This is a genomic window from Bacillus sp. FSL M7-0791 (genome assembly GCF_038627085.1).
GTDB lineage: Bacteria > Bacillota > Bacilli > Bacillales > Bacillaceae > Bacillus > Bacillus safensis.
In genome coordinates this window covers 2599371-2619094 of the sequence record NZ_CP152022.1, presented here as the reverse complement: position 1 = coordinate 2619094, position 19724 = coordinate 2599371, and the positions used below count along the sequence as shown (strand labels likewise).

Annotated in this window: 20 protein-coding genes and 1 other annotated feature; of the genes, 12 read left to right on the top strand and 8 right to left on the bottom strand. The window is 41.2% G+C overall.

Annotated elements, in window-relative coordinates; genetic code table 11:
• Positions 1-186 precede the first annotated feature (186 nt).
• The 6 genes from murC to ccpA all read left to right on the top strand — a co-directional run bounded on the left by murC (position 187) and on the right by ccpA (position 5736).
• The gene (gene murC / locus MHI08_RS13420) at positions 187-1485 is read left to right on the top strand and encodes a UDP-N-acetylmuramate--L-alanine ligase (protein WP_025092288.1); all 1299 of its coding nucleotides are present in this window, start codon (positions 187-189) and stop codon (positions 1483-1485) included.
• Between the two features lie 224 nt (positions 1486-1709).
• Positions 1710-2129 (top strand): DUF948 domain-containing protein, encoded by a 420-nt coding sequence (locus tag MHI08_RS13415; RefSeq protein ID WP_024424855.1) that lies wholly within the window; start codon positions 1710-1712, stop codon positions 2127-2129.
• 26 nt (positions 2130-2155) lie between these two features.
• Positions 2156-2626, top strand: coding sequence for a YtxH domain-containing protein (locus tag MHI08_RS13410; protein WP_024426178.1), 471 nt, complete (start codon positions 2156-2158; stop codon positions 2624-2626).
• Positions 2627-2660: 34 nt separating this feature from the next.
• Positions 2661-2984 (top strand): bacillithiol system redox-active protein YtxJ, encoded by a 324-nt coding sequence (gene ytxJ, locus MHI08_RS13405; RefSeq protein WP_024426177.1) that lies wholly within the window; start codon positions 2661-2663, stop codon positions 2982-2984.
• A gap of 221 nt (positions 2985-3205) precedes the next feature.
• Positions 3206-4282 (top strand): bifunctional 3-deoxy-7-phosphoheptulonate synthase/chorismate mutase, encoded by a 1077-nt coding sequence (locus MHI08_RS13400; RefSeq protein WP_024426176.1) that lies wholly within the window; start codon positions 3206-3208, stop codon positions 4280-4282.
• A 452-nt stretch (positions 4283-4734) separates the two neighbouring features.
• Positions 4735-5736 carry a catabolite control protein A gene (gene ccpA, locus MHI08_RS13395; RefSeq protein ID WP_024424851.1) on the top strand — a complete coding sequence of 334 codons (1002 nt, stop codon included), beginning with the start codon at positions 4735-4737 and terminating at the stop codon, positions 5734-5736.
• 44 nt (positions 5737-5780) lie between these two features.
• On the opposite strand, the gene MHI08_RS13390 is transcribed toward ccpA, so the two are convergent.
• From MHI08_RS13390 to MHI08_RS13380, 3 genes are read right to left on the bottom strand one after another with little or no spacing between them, the layout of a single operon-like run.
• The gene (locus tag MHI08_RS13390; RefSeq protein WP_024424850.1) at positions 5781-6941 is read right to left on the bottom strand and encodes an acetoin utilization protein AcuC; all 1161 of its coding nucleotides are present in this window, start codon (positions 6939-6941) and stop codon (positions 5781-5783) included.
• Positions 6938-7579, bottom strand: coding sequence for a CBS and ACT domain-containing protein (locus MHI08_RS13385; protein ID WP_024424849.1), 642 nt, complete (start codon positions 7577-7579; stop codon positions 6938-6940). The genes MHI08_RS13390 and MHI08_RS13385 overlap by 4 nt, the downstream gene beginning before the upstream one ends.
• Positions 7580-7618: 39 nt before the next feature.
• Positions 7619-8251 (bottom strand): GNAT family N-acetyltransferase, encoded by a 633-nt coding sequence (locus MHI08_RS13380; RefSeq protein WP_024424848.1) that lies wholly within the window; start codon positions 8249-8251, stop codon positions 7619-7621.
• Positions 8252-8406: 155 nt separating this feature from the next.
• On the opposite strand from MHI08_RS13380, the gene acsA reads away from it, so the two are divergent.
• Together acsA and tyrS are read left to right on the top strand one after the other, a co-directional pair.
• Positions 8407-10131 (top strand): acetate--CoA ligase, encoded by a 1725-nt coding sequence (gene acsA / locus MHI08_RS13375; RefSeq protein ID WP_024426174.1) that lies wholly within the window; start codon positions 8407-8409, stop codon positions 10129-10131.
• 59 nt (positions 10132-10190) lie between these two features.
• Positions 10191-10422: a binding site (T-box leader), on the top strand.
• Between the two features lie 52 nt (positions 10423-10474).
• The gene (tyrS, locus tag MHI08_RS13370; protein ID WP_025092286.1) at positions 10475-11743 is read left to right on the top strand and encodes a tyrosine--tRNA ligase; all 1269 of its coding nucleotides are present in this window, start codon (positions 10475-10477) and stop codon (positions 11741-11743) included.
• A gap of 87 nt (positions 11744-11830) precedes the next feature.
• Here tyrS and MHI08_RS13365 read toward each other — a convergent pair whose 3' ends face one another.
• Positions 11831-12187, bottom strand: coding sequence for an antibiotic biosynthesis monooxygenase (locus MHI08_RS13365; RefSeq protein ID WP_056768222.1), 357 nt, complete (start codon positions 12185-12187; stop codon positions 11831-11833).
• A gap of 207 nt (positions 12188-12394) precedes the next feature.
• On the opposite strand from MHI08_RS13365, the gene MHI08_RS13360 reads away from it, so the two are divergent.
• Together MHI08_RS13360 and MHI08_RS13355 are read left to right on the top strand one after the other, a co-directional pair.
• Positions 12395-13036: a triacylglycerol lipase gene (locus MHI08_RS13360; RefSeq protein ID WP_024424844.1), complete on the top strand. Its 642-nt coding sequence runs from the start codon at positions 12395-12397 to the stop codon at positions 13034-13036.
• Between the two features lie 196 nt (positions 13037-13232).
• On the top strand, positions 13233-13799 hold the full coding sequence (locus MHI08_RS13355) for a cysteine hydrolase family protein (RefSeq protein ID WP_342499692.1): 567 nt from the start codon (positions 13233-13235) through the stop codon (positions 13797-13799).
• Between the two features lie 44 nt (positions 13800-13843).
• Here MHI08_RS13355 and MHI08_RS13350 read toward each other — a convergent pair whose 3' ends face one another.
• The 3 genes from MHI08_RS13350 to MHI08_RS13340 all read right to left on the bottom strand — a co-directional run bounded on the left by MHI08_RS13350 (position 13844) and on the right by MHI08_RS13340 (position 16098).
• On the bottom strand, positions 13844-14398 hold the full coding sequence (locus MHI08_RS13350) for a hypothetical protein (RefSeq protein ID WP_342499691.1): 555 nt from the start codon (positions 14396-14398) through the stop codon (positions 13844-13846).
• Positions 14399-14694: 296 nt separating this feature from the next.
• Positions 14695-15297 (bottom strand): 30S ribosomal protein S4, encoded by a 603-nt coding sequence (rpsD, locus tag MHI08_RS13345; protein ID WP_024424838.1) that lies wholly within the window; start codon positions 15295-15297, stop codon positions 14695-14697.
• A 303-nt stretch (positions 15298-15600) separates the two neighbouring features.
• A complete protein-coding gene (locus MHI08_RS13340) occupies positions 15601-16098 on the bottom strand; it encodes a GAF domain-containing protein (RefSeq protein ID WP_024426170.1) in 498 nt (165 codons plus the stop codon).
• A 126-nt stretch (positions 16099-16224) separates the two neighbouring features.
• Between MHI08_RS13340 and refZ the strand changes: the two genes are divergently transcribed.
• Positions 16225-16890, top strand: coding sequence for a forespore capture DNA-binding protein RefZ (refZ, locus tag MHI08_RS13335; protein WP_024426169.1), 666 nt, complete (start codon positions 16225-16227; stop codon positions 16888-16890).
• On the opposite strand, the gene hisJ is transcribed toward refZ, so the two are convergent.
• Positions 16860-17675 carry a histidinol-phosphatase HisJ gene (gene hisJ, locus MHI08_RS13330; protein WP_339240134.1) on the bottom strand — a complete coding sequence of 272 codons (816 nt, stop codon included), beginning with the start codon at positions 17673-17675 and terminating at the stop codon, positions 16860-16862. The two genes, refZ and hisJ, sit on opposite strands and share 31 nt — an antisense overlap.
• A 340-nt stretch (positions 17676-18015) precedes the next feature.
• Between hisJ and ezrA the strand changes: the two genes are divergently transcribed.
• Positions 18016-19719, top strand: a complete 1704-nt coding sequence (gene ezrA, locus MHI08_RS13325) for a septation ring formation regulator EzrA (RefSeq protein ID WP_025092280.1) — start codon at positions 18016-18018, stop codon at positions 19717-19719.
• Positions 19720-19724: the final 5 nt, after the last annotated feature.

The following is a 19724-nucleotide window of genomic DNA, read 5'->3' as shown; positions in this document are numbered from 1 at the left end:
GGTGTTAGAAATGGGAAAGTTGTCGGATACTAATCATAGTTAATATTGATTAGAATAGGAAGATCGGAAAAAAATCTTTATTTGGAGCTGCGATCTGTGATCAGCTAGAGGCAAAAATCACAAGTTGCAAATTGAAATGAGCGTCATATACTGTAAGTCAGATAGACGTTTGTTGGAGGTACAATTATGACTGTTTATCATTTTGTTGGAATAAAAGGGACAGGTATGAGTCCACTGGCCCAAATTCTTCATGATACTGGGTATACTGTCCAAGGATCGGATATCGAAAAACATATCTTTACACAAAAAGCATTAGAAGAACGAAATATTAAAATTCTACCATTTGACCCTGATAATATTCAGCCAGGGATGACGGTCATCGCAGGAAATGCATTCCCTGATACACACCCTGAGATTGAACGTGCCCTATCTGAAGGGATTCCTGTCATTCGTTACCATAAATTCCTTGGAGAATACATGGATTCATTCACAAACGTTGCGATTACTGGTGCTCATGGAAAAACATCGACAACAGGACTGCTTGCTCACGTCATGCAGGCAGCCAAACCTACTTCGTACTTAATCGGTGATGGATCTGGAATGGGGAAAGAAAACAGCGAGTATTTTGTCTTTGAAGCATGCGAATACCGCAGACACTTCCTCAGCTATCATCCAGATTATGCGATCATGACCAATATTGATTTTGATCACCCTGATTATTTCTCGGATATTGATGACGTGTTTGATGCATTTCAAAACATGGCGCTTCAAGTGAAAAAAGCCATTATTGCCTGTGGTGATGATGAGCATCTGCCAAAGATTCAAGCGAAGGTACCTGTTGTGTACTACGGTTTCAACGAAGAAAATGATTTCCAAGCACGCAATGTTGTGAAAAATACGGAAGGTACCACATTTGATGTATTTGTACGTAATACGTTTTATGATACCTTCTACATTCCTGCCTACGGAAATCATAATGTCCTCAACTCGTTAGCTGTCATTGCATTATGTCACTATGAGTCCATTGATGTAGAGCTTATCAAGGGCGCATTAACGACATTTGGCGGTGTGAAACGACGCTTTAATGAAAAAGTGGTCGGTGAGCAGGTCTTAATTGACGATTATGCACATCATCCAACTGAAATTGAAGTCACGATTGAAGCAGCCCGCCAAAAATATCCGGACCGTGATATTGTGGCTGTCTTCCAGCCGCATACGTTCACACGTACACAGCAATTCTTAAGTGAATTTGCTGACAGTCTAAAGAAAGCCGACTATGTCTACCTTTGTGATATTTTCGGTTCAGCCCGTGAAAACATTGGGAAGCTGAGCATTGAAGATTTACGAGAAAAAATCCCGCAGGCCCAATTAATTGAGGAAGAAGATACATCTGTGCTGAAAACGCACGAAGATGCGATTCTGATCTTTATGGGAGCAGGAGACATTCAGAAATATTTGCGTGCTTATGAAAAAGTCGCTGTATAAATGCTTAAACGAAAAGTGCCGTGTTGAACGGCACTTTTTTATTTTGAATAAAATGTGACAAAAGGGCTAAATGTGTCAACATGTGCCGCTTTTTTTCGTTCGCTGTGGACAGGAATTAGCGAATAAGTGTAGAATTATTATTCAATCGGTCATTCTAGGCGATGTTTGAATGATACAACGAGAGGGTAATGAATTGAATATGCCCGCAGCAAAGGAGGTATCAGATGATTATTATTCTATATCTAAGCGTTGCACTGATCGCAATTGCTTTCCTCATTCTTGTCATCTATTTGTCCAAAACATTAAAATCCTTACAGCTGACATTAAAGAATGTTGCATCAACTTTAGAAGGTCTTGAAGGTCAGATGCAAGGCATCACCACAGAGACAGCACAGTTGCTACATAAGACGAATCAACTTGCTGAAGATATTCAAGACAAATCAGCAAAACTCAATACAGTTGTGGATGCGGTGCAGGGAATTGGTGGCTCGATCAACCAATTTAATACAAGCATAAAGCAGGCAGCTGGTGCGGTTTCTTCATCCGTTGAAAGAAATCAAGAAAAAGTGACGGATGTGGTTAGCTGGAGTAACGCAGCACTTGAAATTTATAAAAAATGGAAACAGCGTAAACACCAAAAATAAACCATATTCGCATAGGAGGAATAATCATGAGCAAAGACGGAATCAATAGCAAAGACTTTTTGATCGGAACACTTATTGGTGGAATTGTTGGTGCAACAACAGCATTATTTTTAGCACCGAAGTCAGGGAAAGAGCTTCGCGATGATTTGAACACCCAAGCGAATGCGTTAAAAGAAAAAACAGACCGGCTCACAACAGATGCAAAAGAAAGAGGCACTGAATATGTGACGATTGCGAAAGATAAAACGTCTGAATTGTCTCAGCTTGTAGCAGAGCAGTCAAACCAGATTTTAGACAAAGTGAAAGACATAAAAGAGCGAGCAGCTGGAAAAGCTAATAAAGTGAAAAGTGAAGCAGAAGATGCGGCAGCGGATTTGGCAAGCGAAGCATCTGATGTAGCAGATGAAGCAAAAGTACGAGCACAAGAAGCAAAGTCAGAAATTGAAGACGGCATCAAAGATGTCAAAGAAAAAGTAGAACAATCTACTAAAGGCTAACGCTCACTGCTAAGAAGTGAAGAAGGAGAACATCATGTCAAAACAACTCATTGAAACAGAAGAACAGTTTGATCAACTAACGAATCAAGATGGGACCTTTGTCTTTTTTAAGCACAGTTTGACATGTCCGATCAGCCAAGCGGCTTTTCAAGAGTTTGAAGCATTTGCGTCTGCACATGAAGATGTACCTGCGTATTTCTTACAAATTCAAAACACGAGAGAGCTTTCATCCTATGTGACGGAAAAGTCTGGAGTAAAGCATGAAAGTCCGCAGGCACTCATCTTTAGCGGTGGAAAAGTAAAATGGCATGCTTCTCACTCAAGCATTACAAAAGAAGCGCTTGAACATAATCTGTAAAAGAAAGAAACGTCAGCAGCGGCTGACGTTTTTTTTATAAAAAAGGTTTACTTGAACAAAAAGTATGCTATAATCTTACATACGATACTTTACCGCTTAAAAGCGTTTGGGTAATAAAGAAAATTTTCGTGACAATTCCGAAATCTTTGTTTATAATAAACCCTATCATGCAAGAATGAAAAAATAAAAAGCGAGAGCAGGCAGAGGAAAGGATGACAAAAATGAGCAACAATGAATTAGAAAAATTGAGGCAGCAAGCAGATGAACTAAATCTTCAAATCTTAAAACTGATCAATGACAGAGGAAACATTGTCAAAGAAATTGGAAAAGCGAAAGAAGCGCAAGGTGTCAACCGTTATGATCCTGTCAGAGAGCGCACAATGCTGAACCAAATTCTTGAAGAAAATGATGGGCCATTTGAAAATTCAACGATTCAACATATTTTCAAAGAGATTTTCAAAGCAGGTCTAGAGCTTCAAGAAGATGACCACAGCAAAGCACTTCTTGTTTCTCGTAAGAAAAAACCAGAAAACACAATCGTGAATATCAATGGGGAAGCGATCGGTGATGGAAAGCAGCGTTTCATCGTTGGACCATGTGCCGTTGAAAGCTACGAGCAAGTCGCAGAAGTAGCGGCAGCAGCGAAACAGCAGGGATTAAAACTACTTCGCGGTGGCGCATTTAAACCTCGCACAAGTCCATATGATTTCCAAGGACTTGGTGTAGATGGTCTAAAGATTCTAAAGCGTGTAGCGGATGAATACGGTCTTGCTGTTATTAGTGAAATTGTCAATCCTGCTCATATTGAAGAAGCGATTGAGCATATCGATGTCATCCAAATTGGGGCACGTAACATGCAAAACTTCGAGCTATTAAAAGAAGCCGGTTCCGTGAATAAACCAGTTCTTTTAAAACGCGGTCTTGCAGCGACCATCTCAGAATTCATCAATGCAGCTGAATACATCATCGCCCAAGGAAATGATCAAATCATCCTTTGCGAGCGCGGTATCCGCACATACGAAACAGCCACAAGAAATACACTAGATATCTCGGCAGTGCCAATTTTGAAACAAGAGACACATTTACCAGTCTTCGTTGATGTGACGCATTCAACTGGACGTAGAGATCTTCTCCTTCCAACAGCAAAAGCAGCTCTTGCGATTGGAGCAGACGGTGTCATGGCAGAAGTACATCCAGATCCATCTGTTGCTCTATCTGATTCAGCGCAGCAAATGGACATTCCACAATTCGAAAAATGGTTAGATGCGTTAAGACCACTTGTCAACATTCACGCGTAATCATAGATAGAAATAGCCGCCGGATGACTGCCCGGCGGTTTTTTTATGGAAAAAATACCATGAGGTTTGGGAATGAAAGGAAGAAAGCACATTGCAAGCCCAAAAAGTGCTTGTTCACAATGTTTTCATTTTTAAAATTCGATAGAATCTGCTAAGATCATTGTCATAGCTGGCGTTCTCGATGCTTTTTTATGAAATATGATTCAAATTACAGGTAACAAGCTGATTAAAGTTTGTTTAATTTAGTTATAAAAAGAAAGGGAACGTTTTCATATGACAAAAAAACGTGTATAATTTCATAAAAGAATGTCATTTTGATGTAGATTGAAAAATTATGTGTCTCTTTTCATCGTTTTAATGACAAATAGGATATTATTTTCCTCGTATCTGACATGTCTCTATCTAATTGGTGAATGCTATAGATATGAAGTGTATTTGAAGGAGTGATTTATGTGAATAATGTTACAATATATGATGTAGCAAGAGAAGCAAATGTAAGTATGGCAACGGTATCACGCGTAGTAAATGGTAATCCAAACGTAAAACCAACAACAAGAAAAAAGGTGCTTGAAGCGATTGATCGCCTTGGCTATCGTCCAAATGCAGTGGCACGAGGCCTTGCAAGTAAAAAAACAACGACAGTTGGGGTCATCATCCCTGATATTTCTAGTATCTTCTATTCAGAATTAGCACGCGGTATTGAAGATATCGCCACGATGTATAAATACAACATCATTTTAAGTAACTCAGATCAAAATACGGATAAAGAGCTTCATTTGTTAAATACGATGCTGGGCAAACAAGTAGACGGAATTGTCTTTATGGGCGGAAATATCACAGATGTGCATGTGGAAGAATTTAAGCGCTCTCCTGTACCGATTGTGCTTGCAGCATCTGTTGAAGAACAGGCTCAAACACCATCTGTTAACATCAACTATGAGCAGGCGATTTATGATTCCGTTCAGCTGTTAGTTGAAAAAGGACATAAACGAATTGCGTTTGTTTCTGGTCCAATGTCAGAGCCAATTAATTCCGTGAGAAAGCTTGCAGGTTATAAGCGTGCGCTTGAAGAAGCGGGTATCGCGTTTGACGATGCACTTGTTGCTGAAGGCGATTACTCTTATGACTCTGGAATTGAAGCACTTGCTCATCTGCTTGAGCAGTCTGACAAACCGACAGCTGTTATCGCAGCTACAGATGAAATGGCGCTAGGTGTCATTCACGGAGCACAAGACAGAGGGGTCTCCATTCCTGAAGATTTAGAAGTGATTGGCTTTGATAATACAAGACTTTCTCTCATGGTGCGTCCTCAGCTGACAACAGTTGTTCAGCCGACATATGATATTGGTGCTGTTGCCATGAGACTGCTCACAAAACTGATGAACAAAGAACAAGTGGACGATCAAATTGTTGAGCTTCCGCACAGAATTGAAGAAAGACAATCAACAAAATAAAACAAAAAAAGCAGGCTTACCTTATGAGGGAAAGCCTGCTTTTCTTATGCCTTTTTCTTTTCTCTTCTAACAGGCATGAGTGCTTTTTCTACTGTTTGAGCATTTTTTTCTGTGATTTCTGCTTTTCTTGGGATCGGTGGATATAAATCGTCAGGATCTTTCCATGTAGGTGGAAGGGTAACAGGCGATTGCTTATTCCATGCCTGAATCCAGTCCTGAGGCAGCTCATCTGGCGGTGTAATGCCTTTCATCTCAAGCCAAATGCGGCTCCACGCTCTTGGAACGACGCGCCAAATATCATATCCTCCTCCGCCAACAGCGATCCACTTGCCGTCACAATATTGATGCGCAAGCTCATGAGCAAGTCTAGGAATTTCCTCATATATTTTCATGGTGGCAGATAAATGAGTTAACGGATCATAGTAATGTGCATCTGCCCCGTTTTGCGTCAAAATCACATCTGGTTTAAAAAAAGCAGCAATTTCAGTCACTGCTGTTCGGTATGCTTCGAGAAACGATTCATCTTCCGTAAATGCATCTAGCGGAATATTATACGCGTAGCCATAGCCTTTATCGTGGCCTCTTTCCTGTACTTGTCCGGTTCCAGGGAACAAGTAGCGTCCCGTTTCATGAATGGAGACTGTACATACCTCTGGGTCGTCATAGAAGCTGAACTGGACACCATCGCCGTGATGAGCATCCGTATCAATATATAAAATTCTAGCGCCATATGTCTTTTGAATATATTGAATCGCCACAGAGCTGTCATTATAAATACAAAAGCCAGATGCACGCCCTTTGAATCCGTGGTGAAGCCCGCCGCCAAGATTGAGGGCATGCTGCGAATGACCGAGCATCACTTGGTCAACCGCTGTTAATGTTCCGCCAACAAGGAGAGATGCCGCCTCATGCATGCCTGCGAACATCGGTGTATCCTCAGTGCCAAGACCGTAGCGTTCACCCTCTGCTGTAGACAGTTTTCCTTCACTTGCCCGCTGCACAGCCTGGATATAATCTGCTGTATGGACGAGCTTTAATTCCTCCAGAGTAGCCATACGCGGTGCAACGATTTCATCCTCTGTTAACGCCTTCATTTTTTGAAGAAGATCATAAGTTAAGTAGACCCGAAGCTGATTGAAGGGATGATCTTGGTTAAATTGGTACGTTTGAAAAGATGGTGAAAAAACAAAGGTCGCTTCCTTCATTTGATCGTCTGCTCCATAGGCCAGAGCACTTTATAGCCTTTTGCGCGAATCAGCTTCGTCACATGATCTGCATGAATGGTTTGAAGGCGGAAGACGAGCACTTTAGATGCCTCATTGGCATGCGGGTACACAAGCACACTCAGCAATTGAATATGCTGCTCCTTTAAAATGGCCGTAATGTCTGCGAGGCCTTCTGTCATCTGCTCCACTTCAACCTCTAAGTGCGACCCAGGCTGATCTGCACCTGTCAGTCTTACAAACGTACGAAGCAGATCTGTTTTTGTGATAATGCCTACAAGCTTGCCGCGTCTCACCACTGGAAGACAGCCAATTCCGTGCTCAAAAAAGACACTTGATATCTCCTCAACGAAATCAAGCGGGTGAGCCGTGATCGTCTCTAATACCATGATCTCTTCTACCGGCCGCTGAATAAAGAGCTTCCTTTTCTCTGTTTCAAAAATACTTGGACTGGCATTTTTAATATCCCGATCAGTCACCATCCCAATGACAGATCCTTGATCAGATACGATCGGAATATGCCGGATGTGGTGTGCACTCATTTTTTGAATGGCCTCTTCAATCGTATCGGTTTTTCGCAGCGTGATCACATCACGCTCCATAATTTGTTCAATCATCATTGTTTACCAATCCCCTTTGCCAAAAAAACGAATTGAACGTTAATACATAAAGCGCTGATGGAAGCGAAGACGATCGAAACGCTCGATCGAATCAGGACTCACATGTTTCCCAATTCTGGCCATTAAACAATTGGCTGGATGTGAGCTAATCTCTGGCTCGTCTGTTGCAAACCAAACAAGACCGCCTGCGTTCATCATTTTCTCCATCATTTTGCGGTACTCCCAAACGTTTTTCTTTGTCCCCTTTAAATCCCAATGCCAGTAATATTCAGTTGTAATGATGATGTAATTCTCCATTTGCTCATCCATCATGCTCACATCAAGCAAATGCTTGCCAAGTGAGCATCCTCTAAATGGAGGAGCGACCTCAATCGCGCCAAGCTCAATTAAATTATCCATTTTGCCCTCTGACCAGCGCTCAAGTGGATCAGGATACAAATACGTGACATAGCCTACGACGAGCTCATTCGCTCTTGCAATGATAATACGTCCTTCTGGAAGATCTGCTATTTCAACAAGTGCTTGTTTCTGTTCCTCAGGCGTGCGAAATGCCGTTAGTCCTTCATGAAACGTATAGTTCGCAAGCTCTGATGCAGGTACCGGTCCTTCAATCAGGATGGAACCTGTTTCTCGCTCAATGGTTTTTGAATAATAAGTTTTAGGATGCTCCACGTATCCACCGCCCCTAATTCTAGTGAGTCGTCTCTATTCTATCTTAAATCTTGCAATAATTAAAACGGTTTCATCAGAAGTTTTTTAAAAATTGAGAAAAAAAGTCATCTATACTATAATGGTCATTGTAAACGTATGCAAAGGGGGACTGTTTGATGAAATTGGAAACGCTACCATCAGTAAAAGGGGATTATCATTTAAATGATTATGAGCAGGCATACAAAGATTTTTCATGGGAGGAAGCTAGAAAAAACTTCTCCTGGTATGAAACAGGAAAAATAAATGCAGCCTATGAAGCGATTGACAGACATGCGGACTCGTTTCGTCAGAACAAGGTGGCGCTTCACTACAAAGATTCACAGCGGGATGAAAAGTATACGTTCAGGGATATGAAAATCAACACAAATAAAGCAGGAAATCTATTCAGAGAAAAGGCACATGTAGAAAAAGGGGATCGCGTGTTTATCTTTATGCCAAGATCACCTGAGCTCTATTTTCTTCTGCTTGGTGCAGTTAAAATTGGAGCGATCGTTGGCCCGTTATTTGAGGCATTTATGGAAGGTGCTGTCAAAGACCGTTTAGAGAATAGCGAGGCAAAGGTGATCGTGACAACACCTGATCTGCTTGAGCGAATTCCATTTGCAGAGCTTCCGAAGCTTGAATCTGTCGTCATTGTCGGCGGTGAAAACGAAGACGTCGATGGTGTGCGGACAATTCACTATGAAAAGGCGTTTGAGGAGGCAGCAAAGGAGCTTGAGATTGAATGGATGGATGAAAAAGACGGCTTCCTGCTTCATTACACATCAGGATCTACTGGTACGCCAAAAGGAGTGCTTCATGTCCATGGTGCAATGGTCCAGCAAGGCCAGACTGGTAAATGGGTGCTTGACTTGAAAGAGGATGACGTTTACTGGTGTACAGCTGATCCAGGCTGGGTTACAGGCACAGTGTACGGTATTTTTTCACCGTGGTTAAATGGGGCGACGAATGTGATTTTAGGCGGCCGGTTTAATCCTGATACGTGGTATGAAACCATTGAATCACTCGGTGTAACTGTTTGGTACAGTGCCCCGACCGCCTTTAGAATGCTCATGGGGGCAGGGGATGATCTCATTCAAAAATATGACCTCAGCTCGCTCCGCCATGTTTTAAGTGTGGGAGAGCCGCTTAATCCAGAAGTCATCCGCTGGGGAGATGCTGTTTTTGGCAAGAGAATTCACGACACTTGGTGGATGACAGAAACGGGTGCACAGCTGATTTGTAATTATCCATGCATGGACATCAAGCCAGGCTCGATGGGAAAACCGATTCCAGGCGTAGAAGCGGCGATTGTTGATAATGCAGGAAATGAACTTCCGCCATACCGGATGGGCAACCTTGCGATTAAAAAAGGCTGGCCTTCTATGATGCATACGATCTGGAACAATCCTGAAAAATATGAATCTTACTTTATGCCGGGAGATTGGTATGTTTCAGGAGATTCAGCTTATATGGACGAAGACGGATACTTTTGGTTCCAGGGACGTGTCGATGATGTCATCATGACGTCAGGAGAGCGGGTCGGTCCATTTGAGGTGGAAAGTAAACTGGTCGAACATCCAGCTATTGCGGAGGCTGGTGTCATTGGAAAGCCAGATCCGGTCCGCGGTGAAATTATTAAAGCATTTATAGCGCTTAGAAGCGGATATGAGCCGACAGATGAGCTGAAAGAAGAGATTCGTACATTTGTGAAAAAAGGACTCGCAGCACATGCGGCACCGCGAGAAATTGAGTTCAAAGACAAACTGCCGAAAACGAGAAGCGGAAAAATTATGAGACGTGTGCTAAAGGCGTGGGAGCTGAATTTACCTGCTGGCGACCTTTCGACAATGGAAGATTAAATTTTTTCATCAGTTGACTTGATATCAAAAGTGTGTTAAAAATGACATTAGTTGAATATGAAAAGGTTTTGACTGAGATTCAGTAGAATGATCTTTCCCTGTTGAAGAGAGCTGACGGCTGGTGCGAGTCAGTACAAAGAGATATTCGAATTACCCTCACGAACCGCTTTTACGAAAAGGAGCATGCCCTGATTAGTGAAAGAACGGATCTGTCCGTTATCAGTGTAAGTGAAAAGACGAGATTTTTTGTCTTTTAAGCAGGGTGGTACCGCGATATATATCGTCCCTTCGTTCATTCGAAGGGGCGTTTTTTTGTTGAATTGTAAAAAAAGGAGATTTGGAAATGAGTCAATTGATGGAAGAGCTATCGTTCAGAGGATTAATTCAGCAGCAAACAGATGAAGAAGGTTTAACAAAATTATTAGCAGAAGAAAAAATCAAACTATACTCCGGCTTTGATCCGACAGCTGACAGCTTACACATTGGTCATCTATTGCCAATTTTAACATTACGCAGATTCCAAGAAGCAGGTCATCATCCGATTGCTCTTGTTGGCGGCGCAACTGGACTAATCGGCGACCCTAGCTTCAAAAAAGCAGAACGTTCACTCAACCCAGCAGAAATCGTCGAACAGTGGTCAGAAAAAATCAAAGGACAGCTGTCTCAATTTCTTGATTTTGAAGCAGGGGAGAATCCAGCCGTTATCGTGAATAACTACGACTGGATCAGCCAAATGAATGTCATCACGTTCCTTCGTGATGTTGGAAAGAACTTTGGTGTAAACTTCATGCTGGCAAAAGATATCGTGAGCTCACGTATCGAAACAGGGATTTCTTACACAGAATTCAGCTACGTTATCCTTCAGTCTTTAGACTTCTTAAATCTTTACAGAAATGAAAATTGTAAGCTGCAAATCGGCGGAAGTGACCAGTGGGGAAATATCACATCTGGACTTGAGCTGATCCGTAAGTCTGAAGCAGAAGGGGCAAAAGCATTTGGTCTGACGATGCCGCTTGTCACAAAAGCAGACGGCACAAAGTTTGGTAAAACAGAAGGCGGCGCCATCTGGTTAGATAAAGAAAAAACGTCTCCATACGAGTTCTACCAATTCTGGATCAACACAGATGACCGTGATGTCGTGAAATACTTAAAATACTTTACGTTCTTATCAAAAGAAGAGATTGCATCGTACGAAGAAAAAGTGCAAACAGCACCTGAAAAGCGTGAAGCGCAGCGCCGTCTAGCAGAGGAAGTGACAACACTTGTACATGGCCGTGAATCACTAGAACAGGCTGTTAACATCTCAAATGCGCTATTTAAAGGTGAGATCAAATCTCTTACAGCTGAAGAAGTGAAAGTAGGCTTTAAGGATGTTCCATCAATGGAGAAGAGCAGCACAGAAGAATTAACACTAGTCGATATCCTTGTGGAATCAAAGCTGTCTCCATCAAAGCGTCAAGCACGTGAAGATATCACAAATGGTGCTGTCTCCATCAACGGAGAAAGACAAACAGATAAAGATTATGTTCTTTCCGCTGACGACCGAATTGAAAACCAATTTACTGTTTTAAGAAGAGGGAAAAAGAAATACTTCCTCGTGACGTATAAATAAATCTTTATGAAACAGTAAGCATCATGGAAAAGCACCTCAACATGTTCGTATACATTGAGGTGTTTTTCTTTTTTATATAGAAGTAGCTCATTCGTCTGCTTCTTGTTCAAGGAGTGAATCTTTGTTTGTATAAGCATGTTCTACCTTACAAATTCGGGTTGTGTAGGATTCATACCAATCTTTTTTCCCCTTTTTTTGAACACGCTGATGTGCTGTATGTGCTTTCCATTCTTTGATGGCTTCTAATGAATCCCAGTAAGAGACAGTGATTCCAACACCATGTTCATCTCGTACACTTTCTATTCCAAGAAACCCATCTAGATCTTTCGCTAATTCTTCCATTTTTTGAGCAGCTGCAGCGTATTCTTTTTGCTCGACATTTGTTCGTTTTGATGTGAAAATCGCGGCATAGTAGGGTGGTGCAGGTGTTTGAGTAAATAGCATCTAGTAGAACCTCCTTAGTCTATTGATATTATATATGAAAGAAAGAAGGTCTCGTAGTCTTTTTGTTTTAATTTAAAAAAGTCCAAGGTGCTTTTTGATTATTTATATTTTTGTAAAATCATCTCATAAACATTACCTTGTTCACTTTTCTGACATATTTTTCTTGTATAAAATAGAGTCGTATAAGATGAATAAGGGGGAATGAAAGTGATGTTTGTTAAGAAAAGGAGTTTGCAAATTCTCATTGCGCTTGCATTGGTGATTGGTTCAATGGCTTTTATCCAGCCGAAAGAGGTGAAGGCGGCTGAGCATAATCCGGTTGTGATGGTACACGGCATTGGCGGTGCCTCTTATAACTTTTTTTCTATTAAAAGTTATTTGGCCACACAAGGCTGGGATCGAAACCAATTATATGCTATCGATTTCATAGACAAAACAGGAAATAACCGCAACAATGGTCCGCGTCTATCCAGATTCGTCAAAGATGTGTTAGACAAAACGGGTGCCAAAAAAGTAGATATTGTGGCTCATAGTATGGGCGGAGCGAACACATTATACTATATTAAGAATCTAGATGGCGGCGATAAAATTGAAAACGTTGTCACAATTGGTGGAGCAAACGGACTCGTTTCAAGCAGAGCATTACCAGGCACAGATCCAAATCAAAAAATTCTTTACACATCTGTCTACAGCTCAGCTGATCTTATCGTCGTCAACAGCCTCTCTCGTTTAATTGGCGCAAGAAACGTTCTGATCCATGGCGTTGGCCATATCGGTCTATTAACCTCAAGCCAAGTGAAAGGCTATATTAAAGAAGGACTGAACGGCGGAGGACAGAATACGAATTAAAAAAACGAAAAGACAGCGGCATATGCTGTCTTTTTTGATGTCAACTGGCATATGGCAGCTAGAGATATTGAAAAGGGTGGCAAAACGATGATACAGAAACAGACCATCGTACATAGCCGAATAAAAAACATGTACAAAACGTCCACCATTCCTTACACTACATGTAGTGAATGAGAATTTTCGGAGGTGGACGTTTGTGAAAACGAATCAAAAGGCTTTCATCATTGTAGATGTACAAAAAGCGTTCGAGCATGAAAAATGGGGAGAACGCAATAATCTAGAGGCAGAGGAGAATATTAGCCGGCTATTGACGTTTTGGAGAGAGAAGGGCTGGAAAGTGATTCATATTCAGCATACATCCGACAATCCGGACTCTGTATTTCATCCAGCAAATGAAGGGCACCTTTTCAAAGATATGGCTAAACCGCTAGAGGAAGAAACAGTGATACAAAAGAAAGTCAACAGCAGCTTTATAGGGACAAGCTTGGAGGAACAACTAAGGTCAAATCAGATTGACACGGTCGTAATTGCAGGATTAACAACACCTCACTGCGTATCAACAACCACAAGAATGAGCGGAAATCTTGGCTTTGATACGTATCTGATCTCAGATGCAACAGCCGCCTTTGGACTAACAGATCAAAACGGTACATATTTTGACCCAGATACGATCCACCGGCTCTCACTTGCAACCTTGCATGATGAATTTGCGACTGTCATGACAACAGAGCAGCTCATCGCAAAATGGACAAGTCAAGAATGAACGATTGGAAGCTCCTAGAAAGAAATCTAGGAGCTTTTTTCATGCTAATGATATGTGTCCAGCGATTGTTTTCGTTGTTTCTTACGTGAGTAAAAGAGATCAATCTCAATAAATAAAAAACTGACAAAGAATGATAAAATTAATACGCCGGAATCCCCTATCGATACATTCATTAAATTTAAGTAAAGGACATACTTGATAGAGAGATGTAAAACGATCCAAGAACTCACCCATTCCAAAGTATAAGTGAGCCATACAGGAAGTTTAAGGAGATAAGCCAGTCCTTTTCCTATGAATAGAAGGACAGGTGACCAAAAAACGACGATAACACTCACGAACAAAGAGAAAGAGATTAAAGAAAAAAATGAATCATACGTGATGGTTTCTCCAAAAAGAAAATTCACACCTAAAACGGTGATGTATAGCAATACACTAGGAATCGCGATCACAAAGCAGATAGAAAAAAATAGCAGAAAGATAAACAGACATGCAGCAAATCTATTGGGCGGCTCATCGATAATCTGTTTTTTTCTTAAAAGAGAATAGGCAATCACTGATAAGATTAAGAGTAAGAATAGAATGATTATGATACTAAACATGGATCTCCTCCATCTAAGTACTATAGAGAACAATATGACTGATACGTCATCTATCATTATTGTACCAATAGAAAAAAGGCACTTCAATGAAATGTTTCCTATATTTGTATATAAAAATAGAGACAGTTTTGATTGAAGTAAGAATGGAGCAGGCAGCCGGGGAAAATAAGTGTTGAAAATGGAAGATGACTTCAAATGATTTCATGTATAATTAAGAACATACAAAAAACCCTAGAAATCCTTGAACAATCAAGGGATCTAGGGTTTGTTTGCTCTCTCTTAGAGAAGTAATGAAATTAACGAGAGTAGAACTCAACGATTAGTTGTTCGCTGATTTCAGGCGCTAATTCAGAACGCTCTGGAAGACGAGTGAAAGTTCCTTCAAGCTTTTCAGCATCGAAAGAAAGGTATTCAGGAACGAAGTTGTTTACTTCAACTGATTCTTTCACTACTGCAAGGTTTTGAGATTTCTCACGAAGAGCAATCGTTTGACCTGGTTTCACAGAGAAAGATGGGATGTCTACACGGCTTCCATCAACAAGGATGTGACCATGGTTTACTAGCTGACGAGCTTGGCGGCGAGTACGAGCAAGGCCAAGACGGTATACTAGGTTGTCAAGGCGAGTTTCAAGAAGGATCATGAAGTTTTCACCTTGTTTACCAGGAAGTTTAGCAGCTTTGTCATATAGTGTACGGAATTGACGTTCGTTGACACCGTACATGTGACGAAGCTTTTGCTTCTCTTGTAATTGTAAACCGTATTCAGATAGTTTTTTGCGTTGTCCTGGACCATGTGGGCCTGGAGCGTAAGGGCGTTTTTCAAGTTCCTTACCTGTTCCGCTTAATGAAATGCCTAAACGGCGGGAAATCTTCCAACTTGGACCTGTATAGCGAGCCATAATGTGACTCCTCCTTATTGTTTTTATTTGTGAAAAATAAAAACCGTCTGTTCTTCCTCTTTTTCGTCATTATGTTTTCATGCATCCTCGCTCCAGCAGCAGGGAGTTACAAGATACACCTTCATAATATAGAAGGAACAAAATGATACAAAAAAGCCGAACAAAAAGGCTGCCATATTTCACACAAACTCTATTATATGACGCTGGGTAGGAGAAGTCAACCTATTTAGAGGCAGAGGTGACGTTCTCCATTATATAAAGAAACATAAAAAAGCAGACAATGTGCCTGCTTTTTCTGCATGATTACGCATCCGTAGAGACGGATAACGCCTGTTGGAGAATTTCTGTAAATTGAATAAGATAGGTCTCATCTACTTCACTGAAGCGGTCTTTCACAGGGCTGTCAATATCGAGTACCCCAATGATCTGTCCATTGACCTTGAGCGGAATGACTATTTCAGATTGCGATGCGGCATCACAGGCAATATGTCCAGGGAATGCATGGACATCAGCGATACGCTGCACTTCACCTGTCGCAAAAGCTGTACCGCAAACACCTTTTCCAGAAGGGATGCGCACACATGCAGGCAGTCCGTTAAATGGTCCAAGCACAAGCTCGCCGCCCTTTGCTAAATAAAACCCTGCCCAATTGACTTCAGGAAGTGAGTGATAGAGTAGCGCAGCTGCATTTGCCAAGTTGGCAATCAGATCAGGTTCACCATCTGTAATGGCTTCTACCTGTTTGACAAGCAATTGATAGTCTTTTGAAGGATCGCCAGACTGTTTTTCGACATGAAACATGAAAATCTCCTACTTTCTATCTTAAAAATACATAACTTGCGTCTCGCATGTGGGATTTGTCGAGCAAATGTAAAAGGAACTTCCGCCTTCATCTTGAAGTATGTACACATGAAGAGGGGTGAGCGGATGAAAACATCAACAACCGTGCAGACAAAAGATCGTATTATGGATGCTGCCATCAGACTTTTTAACCAAAAAGGATTTTCTGGAACCTCTGTCCGTGAGATTGCGAAGGAAGCAAACGTCAACGTTGCCCACATTTCTTATTACTTTCAAGGAAAAGGAGGGCTGCTTGAGCAGCTCGTATCCGATTTTTATGAAGGCTACATTCACATGATTGAATCACATCTCCATCACATGGAAACTCGTCATGCAAAAGAATGCTTACTACATGTGGTTTTTGATATTTTATCTTATCAGCACAAGCACCGTCAATTAACCCGTTTCGTTTATCGGGAGGTGACGATTGATTCGACACTCATCAGAGAAATCATGTCGACATATTTAACAAAAGAAAAGTATTTGTTTCAGCTTATCATTGAAAAAGGAAAAAGCACCCATGTTATTTGTGAGCAGCTTTCACTCGCATCCTTTATGATTCAGCTAAAATCACTTCTCATGATGCCATATTTACAGCCGCAATATTTAACAGAGGTGCTTTATTTGAACCCAAGTGAGCCGTATTTCTATCAAATGTACTTTAAGGAGCTGAGCCGCTCGCTTCATTATTTGTTAGAACCAAAAGAGCCGGCACTAGATTCTCATCTGAACCTCATGATGTCCTCGAATTGATCATACGCATATCCGAGATCTTCCGCTTGATGGGCATCAGAGCCGAATATGAGCGGAATTTTTTTCTTTTTTGCAAGCTCAATCATCCATTGATCTAAATAGATACTTCTGGCATATGTTTTACGAAGACCTGATGTATTAAAATCTAAGGACATGCCTTTTTTTGCCGTTTCTTCAAGGCAAAGGGTGACCTTTTGACAAAGTTCAGGTGACATTTCATATGGAAAAATCTGTTTGAATTTCTGGACAAGGGTGATATGACCGATTCTCTTTGGCTTATATTGGCCTAAAGATGATAGAATAGAAGAATGAATTTGGTCATAGTAGCTTTGATAGACCTGTTCGATGCTGCCATAGATGCTTATTAGCTGCTGGAAGGCATGCTCGTCAAAATCAAGGCAAATATAATCATCGCCAGCAGGAAGAAAGTGAACAGATAAAATGGCGTCGTCTAGTTCTGGACCGTAGCAGTCTAAAAAGGTTCTTGTTTCCTCTTCATACTCTTTGATAAAGTCAACCTCAAGCCCAGTTTTTACTATTAATTGTCCTTTGTATTCTTGTTTCAGCTGAGCCAGTTTCGTTATATACGCTTCAAGGTCTTGGAGCCTCATGGCACTATCCTGCTCAGGTGTTGGATCTTGAAACGATGGAGGCAGCGGGGCATGCTCGGTAAAGGTTATGGAATCAAATCCCTTTTTGATGGCTTTTTCAATATAAGAATGAAAAGAATCAAGCGAACCGTGCGGGCAAAACGGTGTATGTAGATGTGCATCTTGTTTCAGCATGTCGTCACCTCTTGTCGATATTTTGAAAAACGTGATGTTTATCAGCGAAAATAATGAAAAATCATGACCAAAAATGCTGGTTACATGGTATCATAATAACAATGAAAACGACAGCTTCCGCATACATAAAAGCAGGTCACATTGATACGTGTGATCAAATGATAGAAAGCGCACAAATACTTTCTTGAAAAAACATACATAAAACCGTGAATGGATGGTATTGGAAAACATACGATCCTGCTTATAAAAAACAAATGCAAAGCGGACACGAAAGGGTTCTCAGGTCTACTCGGGACACTTTTACCCTGACATCACTTAGATCACAACAAGGGGGCTCATTATGGAGTTAATCATCGGTTTAATTGTCATTTTGCTTGCTTTGTTTTCAGTCGGTTATTTCCTGCGAAAAAATATATATAAAGAGATTGACCGATTGGAAGCATGGAAAATTGAAATTTTAAACAGATCAATTGTAGAAGAAATTTCAAAGATCAAACATTTAAAAATGACCGGAGAAACAGAGCAATTTTTTGAAAGATGGCGTGCAGAGTGGGACGATATCGTCACAGCCCATCTTCCAAAGGTAGAGGAGCTATTATATGATGCAGAAGAGTATTCTGATAAATATCGATTCTCCAAAGCCAAGCAGGTTCTTACGCACATTGAGGACTTGCTGAGTGCTGCTGATTCGAACATTGAAGACATTTTAAAAGAGATTGCAGACCTTGTCACAAGCGAGGAGCAAAATCGCAAGGACATTGAAAAGGTCAAAGAACAATATCAAACAGTTCGAAAAAATCTGCTTGCGTACAGCCATTTATACGGCACCCTTTATGACAAAATGGAGCAGGACTTAGATGAAGCCTGGGAAGGAATCAAGCAGTACGAGGAAGAGACAGAAAACGGCAACTATATGAAAGCAAGAAAGATTTTGCTTGAGCAAGACCGCAGACTCGATCAGCTTCAGCTGTATATCAATGATGTACCGAAGCTCATTGCAGACTGCAAACAAACCGTACCAGGCCAGCTGACGAAGCTGAAAGACGGATATAAAGAAATGACAGACAAAGGCTACAAGCTCGAGCACATCCAGATCACTAAAGAGCTTGAGAATTTAAACAAACAGCTGACCCGTGCGGAAAAACTGCTTATTGATGAACTCAATCTGGATGAGGCATCAAGCATTCTCCAAATGATTGATGATGCCATTCAGACGCTGTATGATCAGCTGGAAGCGGAAGTAGAAGCAGGTCAGGAAATCAAAAGCAAAATGCCTGAGCTGACGGAAGCGTTTGAAAAGCTAGAGCAGGATCACACCCAAACAAAGGCAGAAACAGCTCTTGTAAAAGAAAGCTACAAACTGACAGCCGGAGAGCTTGATCAACAGAAGGCGTTCGAAAAACGCTTAGAAGAAATTGAAAAGCTCATGAAACAAATTCGCGAGAAGCTTGATCGTGATCATGTCGCATATTCCCTATTAATGAATGAAATCAATCAGCTTGAGACCTTTATCGATGATGCAAAAGCATTGCATGATACATTTAAGGATCATCTTCAATCATTAAGAAAAGAAGAGCTGCAAGCGAGAGAAACACTGGCTGAGCTCAAAACGATGCTGACAGATACAGTGCGTCAGCTGCAAAAAAGCAATATTCCAGGTGTACCTGCTGACATGAAAGAGCAGGCTGAAAAAGCGCAGGAGATGATTCAGCAAGTGCACGAGCAGCTGGAGAACTTGCCGCTCAACATGCCAGCTGTGAATGGGCAATTAAAAGAAGCCTCTGACACAGTGAGACATGTTGTGAATGAGACGGAAGAAATGCTCACAAAAGTGGATCAAATTGAACGAATCATTCAATATGGCAATCGTTTTAGAAGCCAAAATCATATTCTTTCAGAACAATTAAAAGAAGCAGAGCGAAGATTTTATGCGTATGATTATAACGGTTCATTTGATGTAGCAGCATCAGCTGTGGAAAAAGCATCACCTGGAGCCGTTCAGAAGCTATTAGCTCAGCACGAAAAAGAATATCAGCATCAATAAAAAAG

What these genes read in the sequence shown, in the direction of transcription:
- MHI08_RS13415 (WP_024424855.1), top strand. Translation starts at nt 1,710, where the DNA reads ATGATTATTATTCTATATCTAAGCGTTGCACTGATCGCAATTGCTTTC.
- ytxJ (WP_024426177.1), top strand. Translation starts at nt 2,661, where the DNA reads ATGTCAAAACAACTCATTGAAACAGAAGAACAGTTTGATCAACTAACG.
- rpsD (WP_024424838.1), bottom strand. Translation starts at nt 15,297, where the DNA reads ATGGCTCGCTATACAGGTCCAAGTTGGAAGATTTCCCGCCGTTTAGGC.
- tyrS (WP_025092286.1), top strand. Translation starts at nt 10,475, where the DNA reads ATGAGTCAATTGATGGAAGAGCTATCGTTCAGAGGATTAATTCAGCAG.
- MHI08_RS13350 (WP_342499691.1), bottom strand. Translation starts at nt 14,398, where the DNA reads ATGTTTAGTATCATAATCATTCTATTCTTACTCTTAATCTTATCAGTG.
- ezrA (WP_025092280.1), top strand. Translation starts at nt 18,016, where the DNA reads ATGGAGTTAATCATCGGTTTAATTGTCATTTTGCTTGCTTTGTTTTCA.
- MHI08_RS13365 (WP_056768222.1), bottom strand. Translation starts at nt 12,187, where the DNA reads ATGCTATTTACTCAAACACCTGCACCACCCTACTATGCCGCGATTTTC.
- MHI08_RS13410 (WP_024426178.1), top strand. Translation starts at nt 2,156, where the DNA reads ATGAGCAAAGACGGAATCAATAGCAAAGACTTTTTGATCGGAACACTT.
- refZ (WP_024426169.1), top strand. Translation starts at nt 16,225, where the DNA reads ATGAAAACATCAACAACCGTGCAGACAAAAGATCGTATTATGGATGCT.
- MHI08_RS13400 (WP_024426176.1), top strand. Translation starts at nt 3,206, where the DNA reads ATGAGCAACAATGAATTAGAAAAATTGAGGCAGCAAGCAGATGAACTA.
- MHI08_RS13390 (WP_024424850.1), bottom strand. Translation starts at nt 6,941, where the DNA reads ATGAAGGAAGCGACCTTTGTTTTTTCACCATCTTTTCAAACGTACCAA.
- murC (WP_025092288.1), top strand. Translation starts at nt 187, where the DNA reads ATGACTGTTTATCATTTTGTTGGAATAAAAGGGACAGGTATGAGTCCA.
- acsA (WP_024426174.1), top strand. Translation starts at nt 8,407, where the DNA reads ATGAAATTGGAAACGCTACCATCAGTAAAAGGGGATTATCATTTAAAT.
- MHI08_RS13385 (WP_024424849.1), bottom strand. Translation starts at nt 7,579, where the DNA reads ATGATGATTGAACAAATTATGGAGCGTGATGTGATCACGCTGCGAAAA.
- MHI08_RS13340 (WP_024426170.1), bottom strand. Translation starts at nt 16,098, where the DNA reads ATGTTTCATGTCGAAAAACAGTCTGGCGATCCTTCAAAAGACTATCAA.
- hisJ (WP_339240134.1), bottom strand. Translation starts at nt 17,675, where the DNA reads ATGCTGAAACAAGATGCACATCTACATACACCGTTTTGCCCGCACGGT.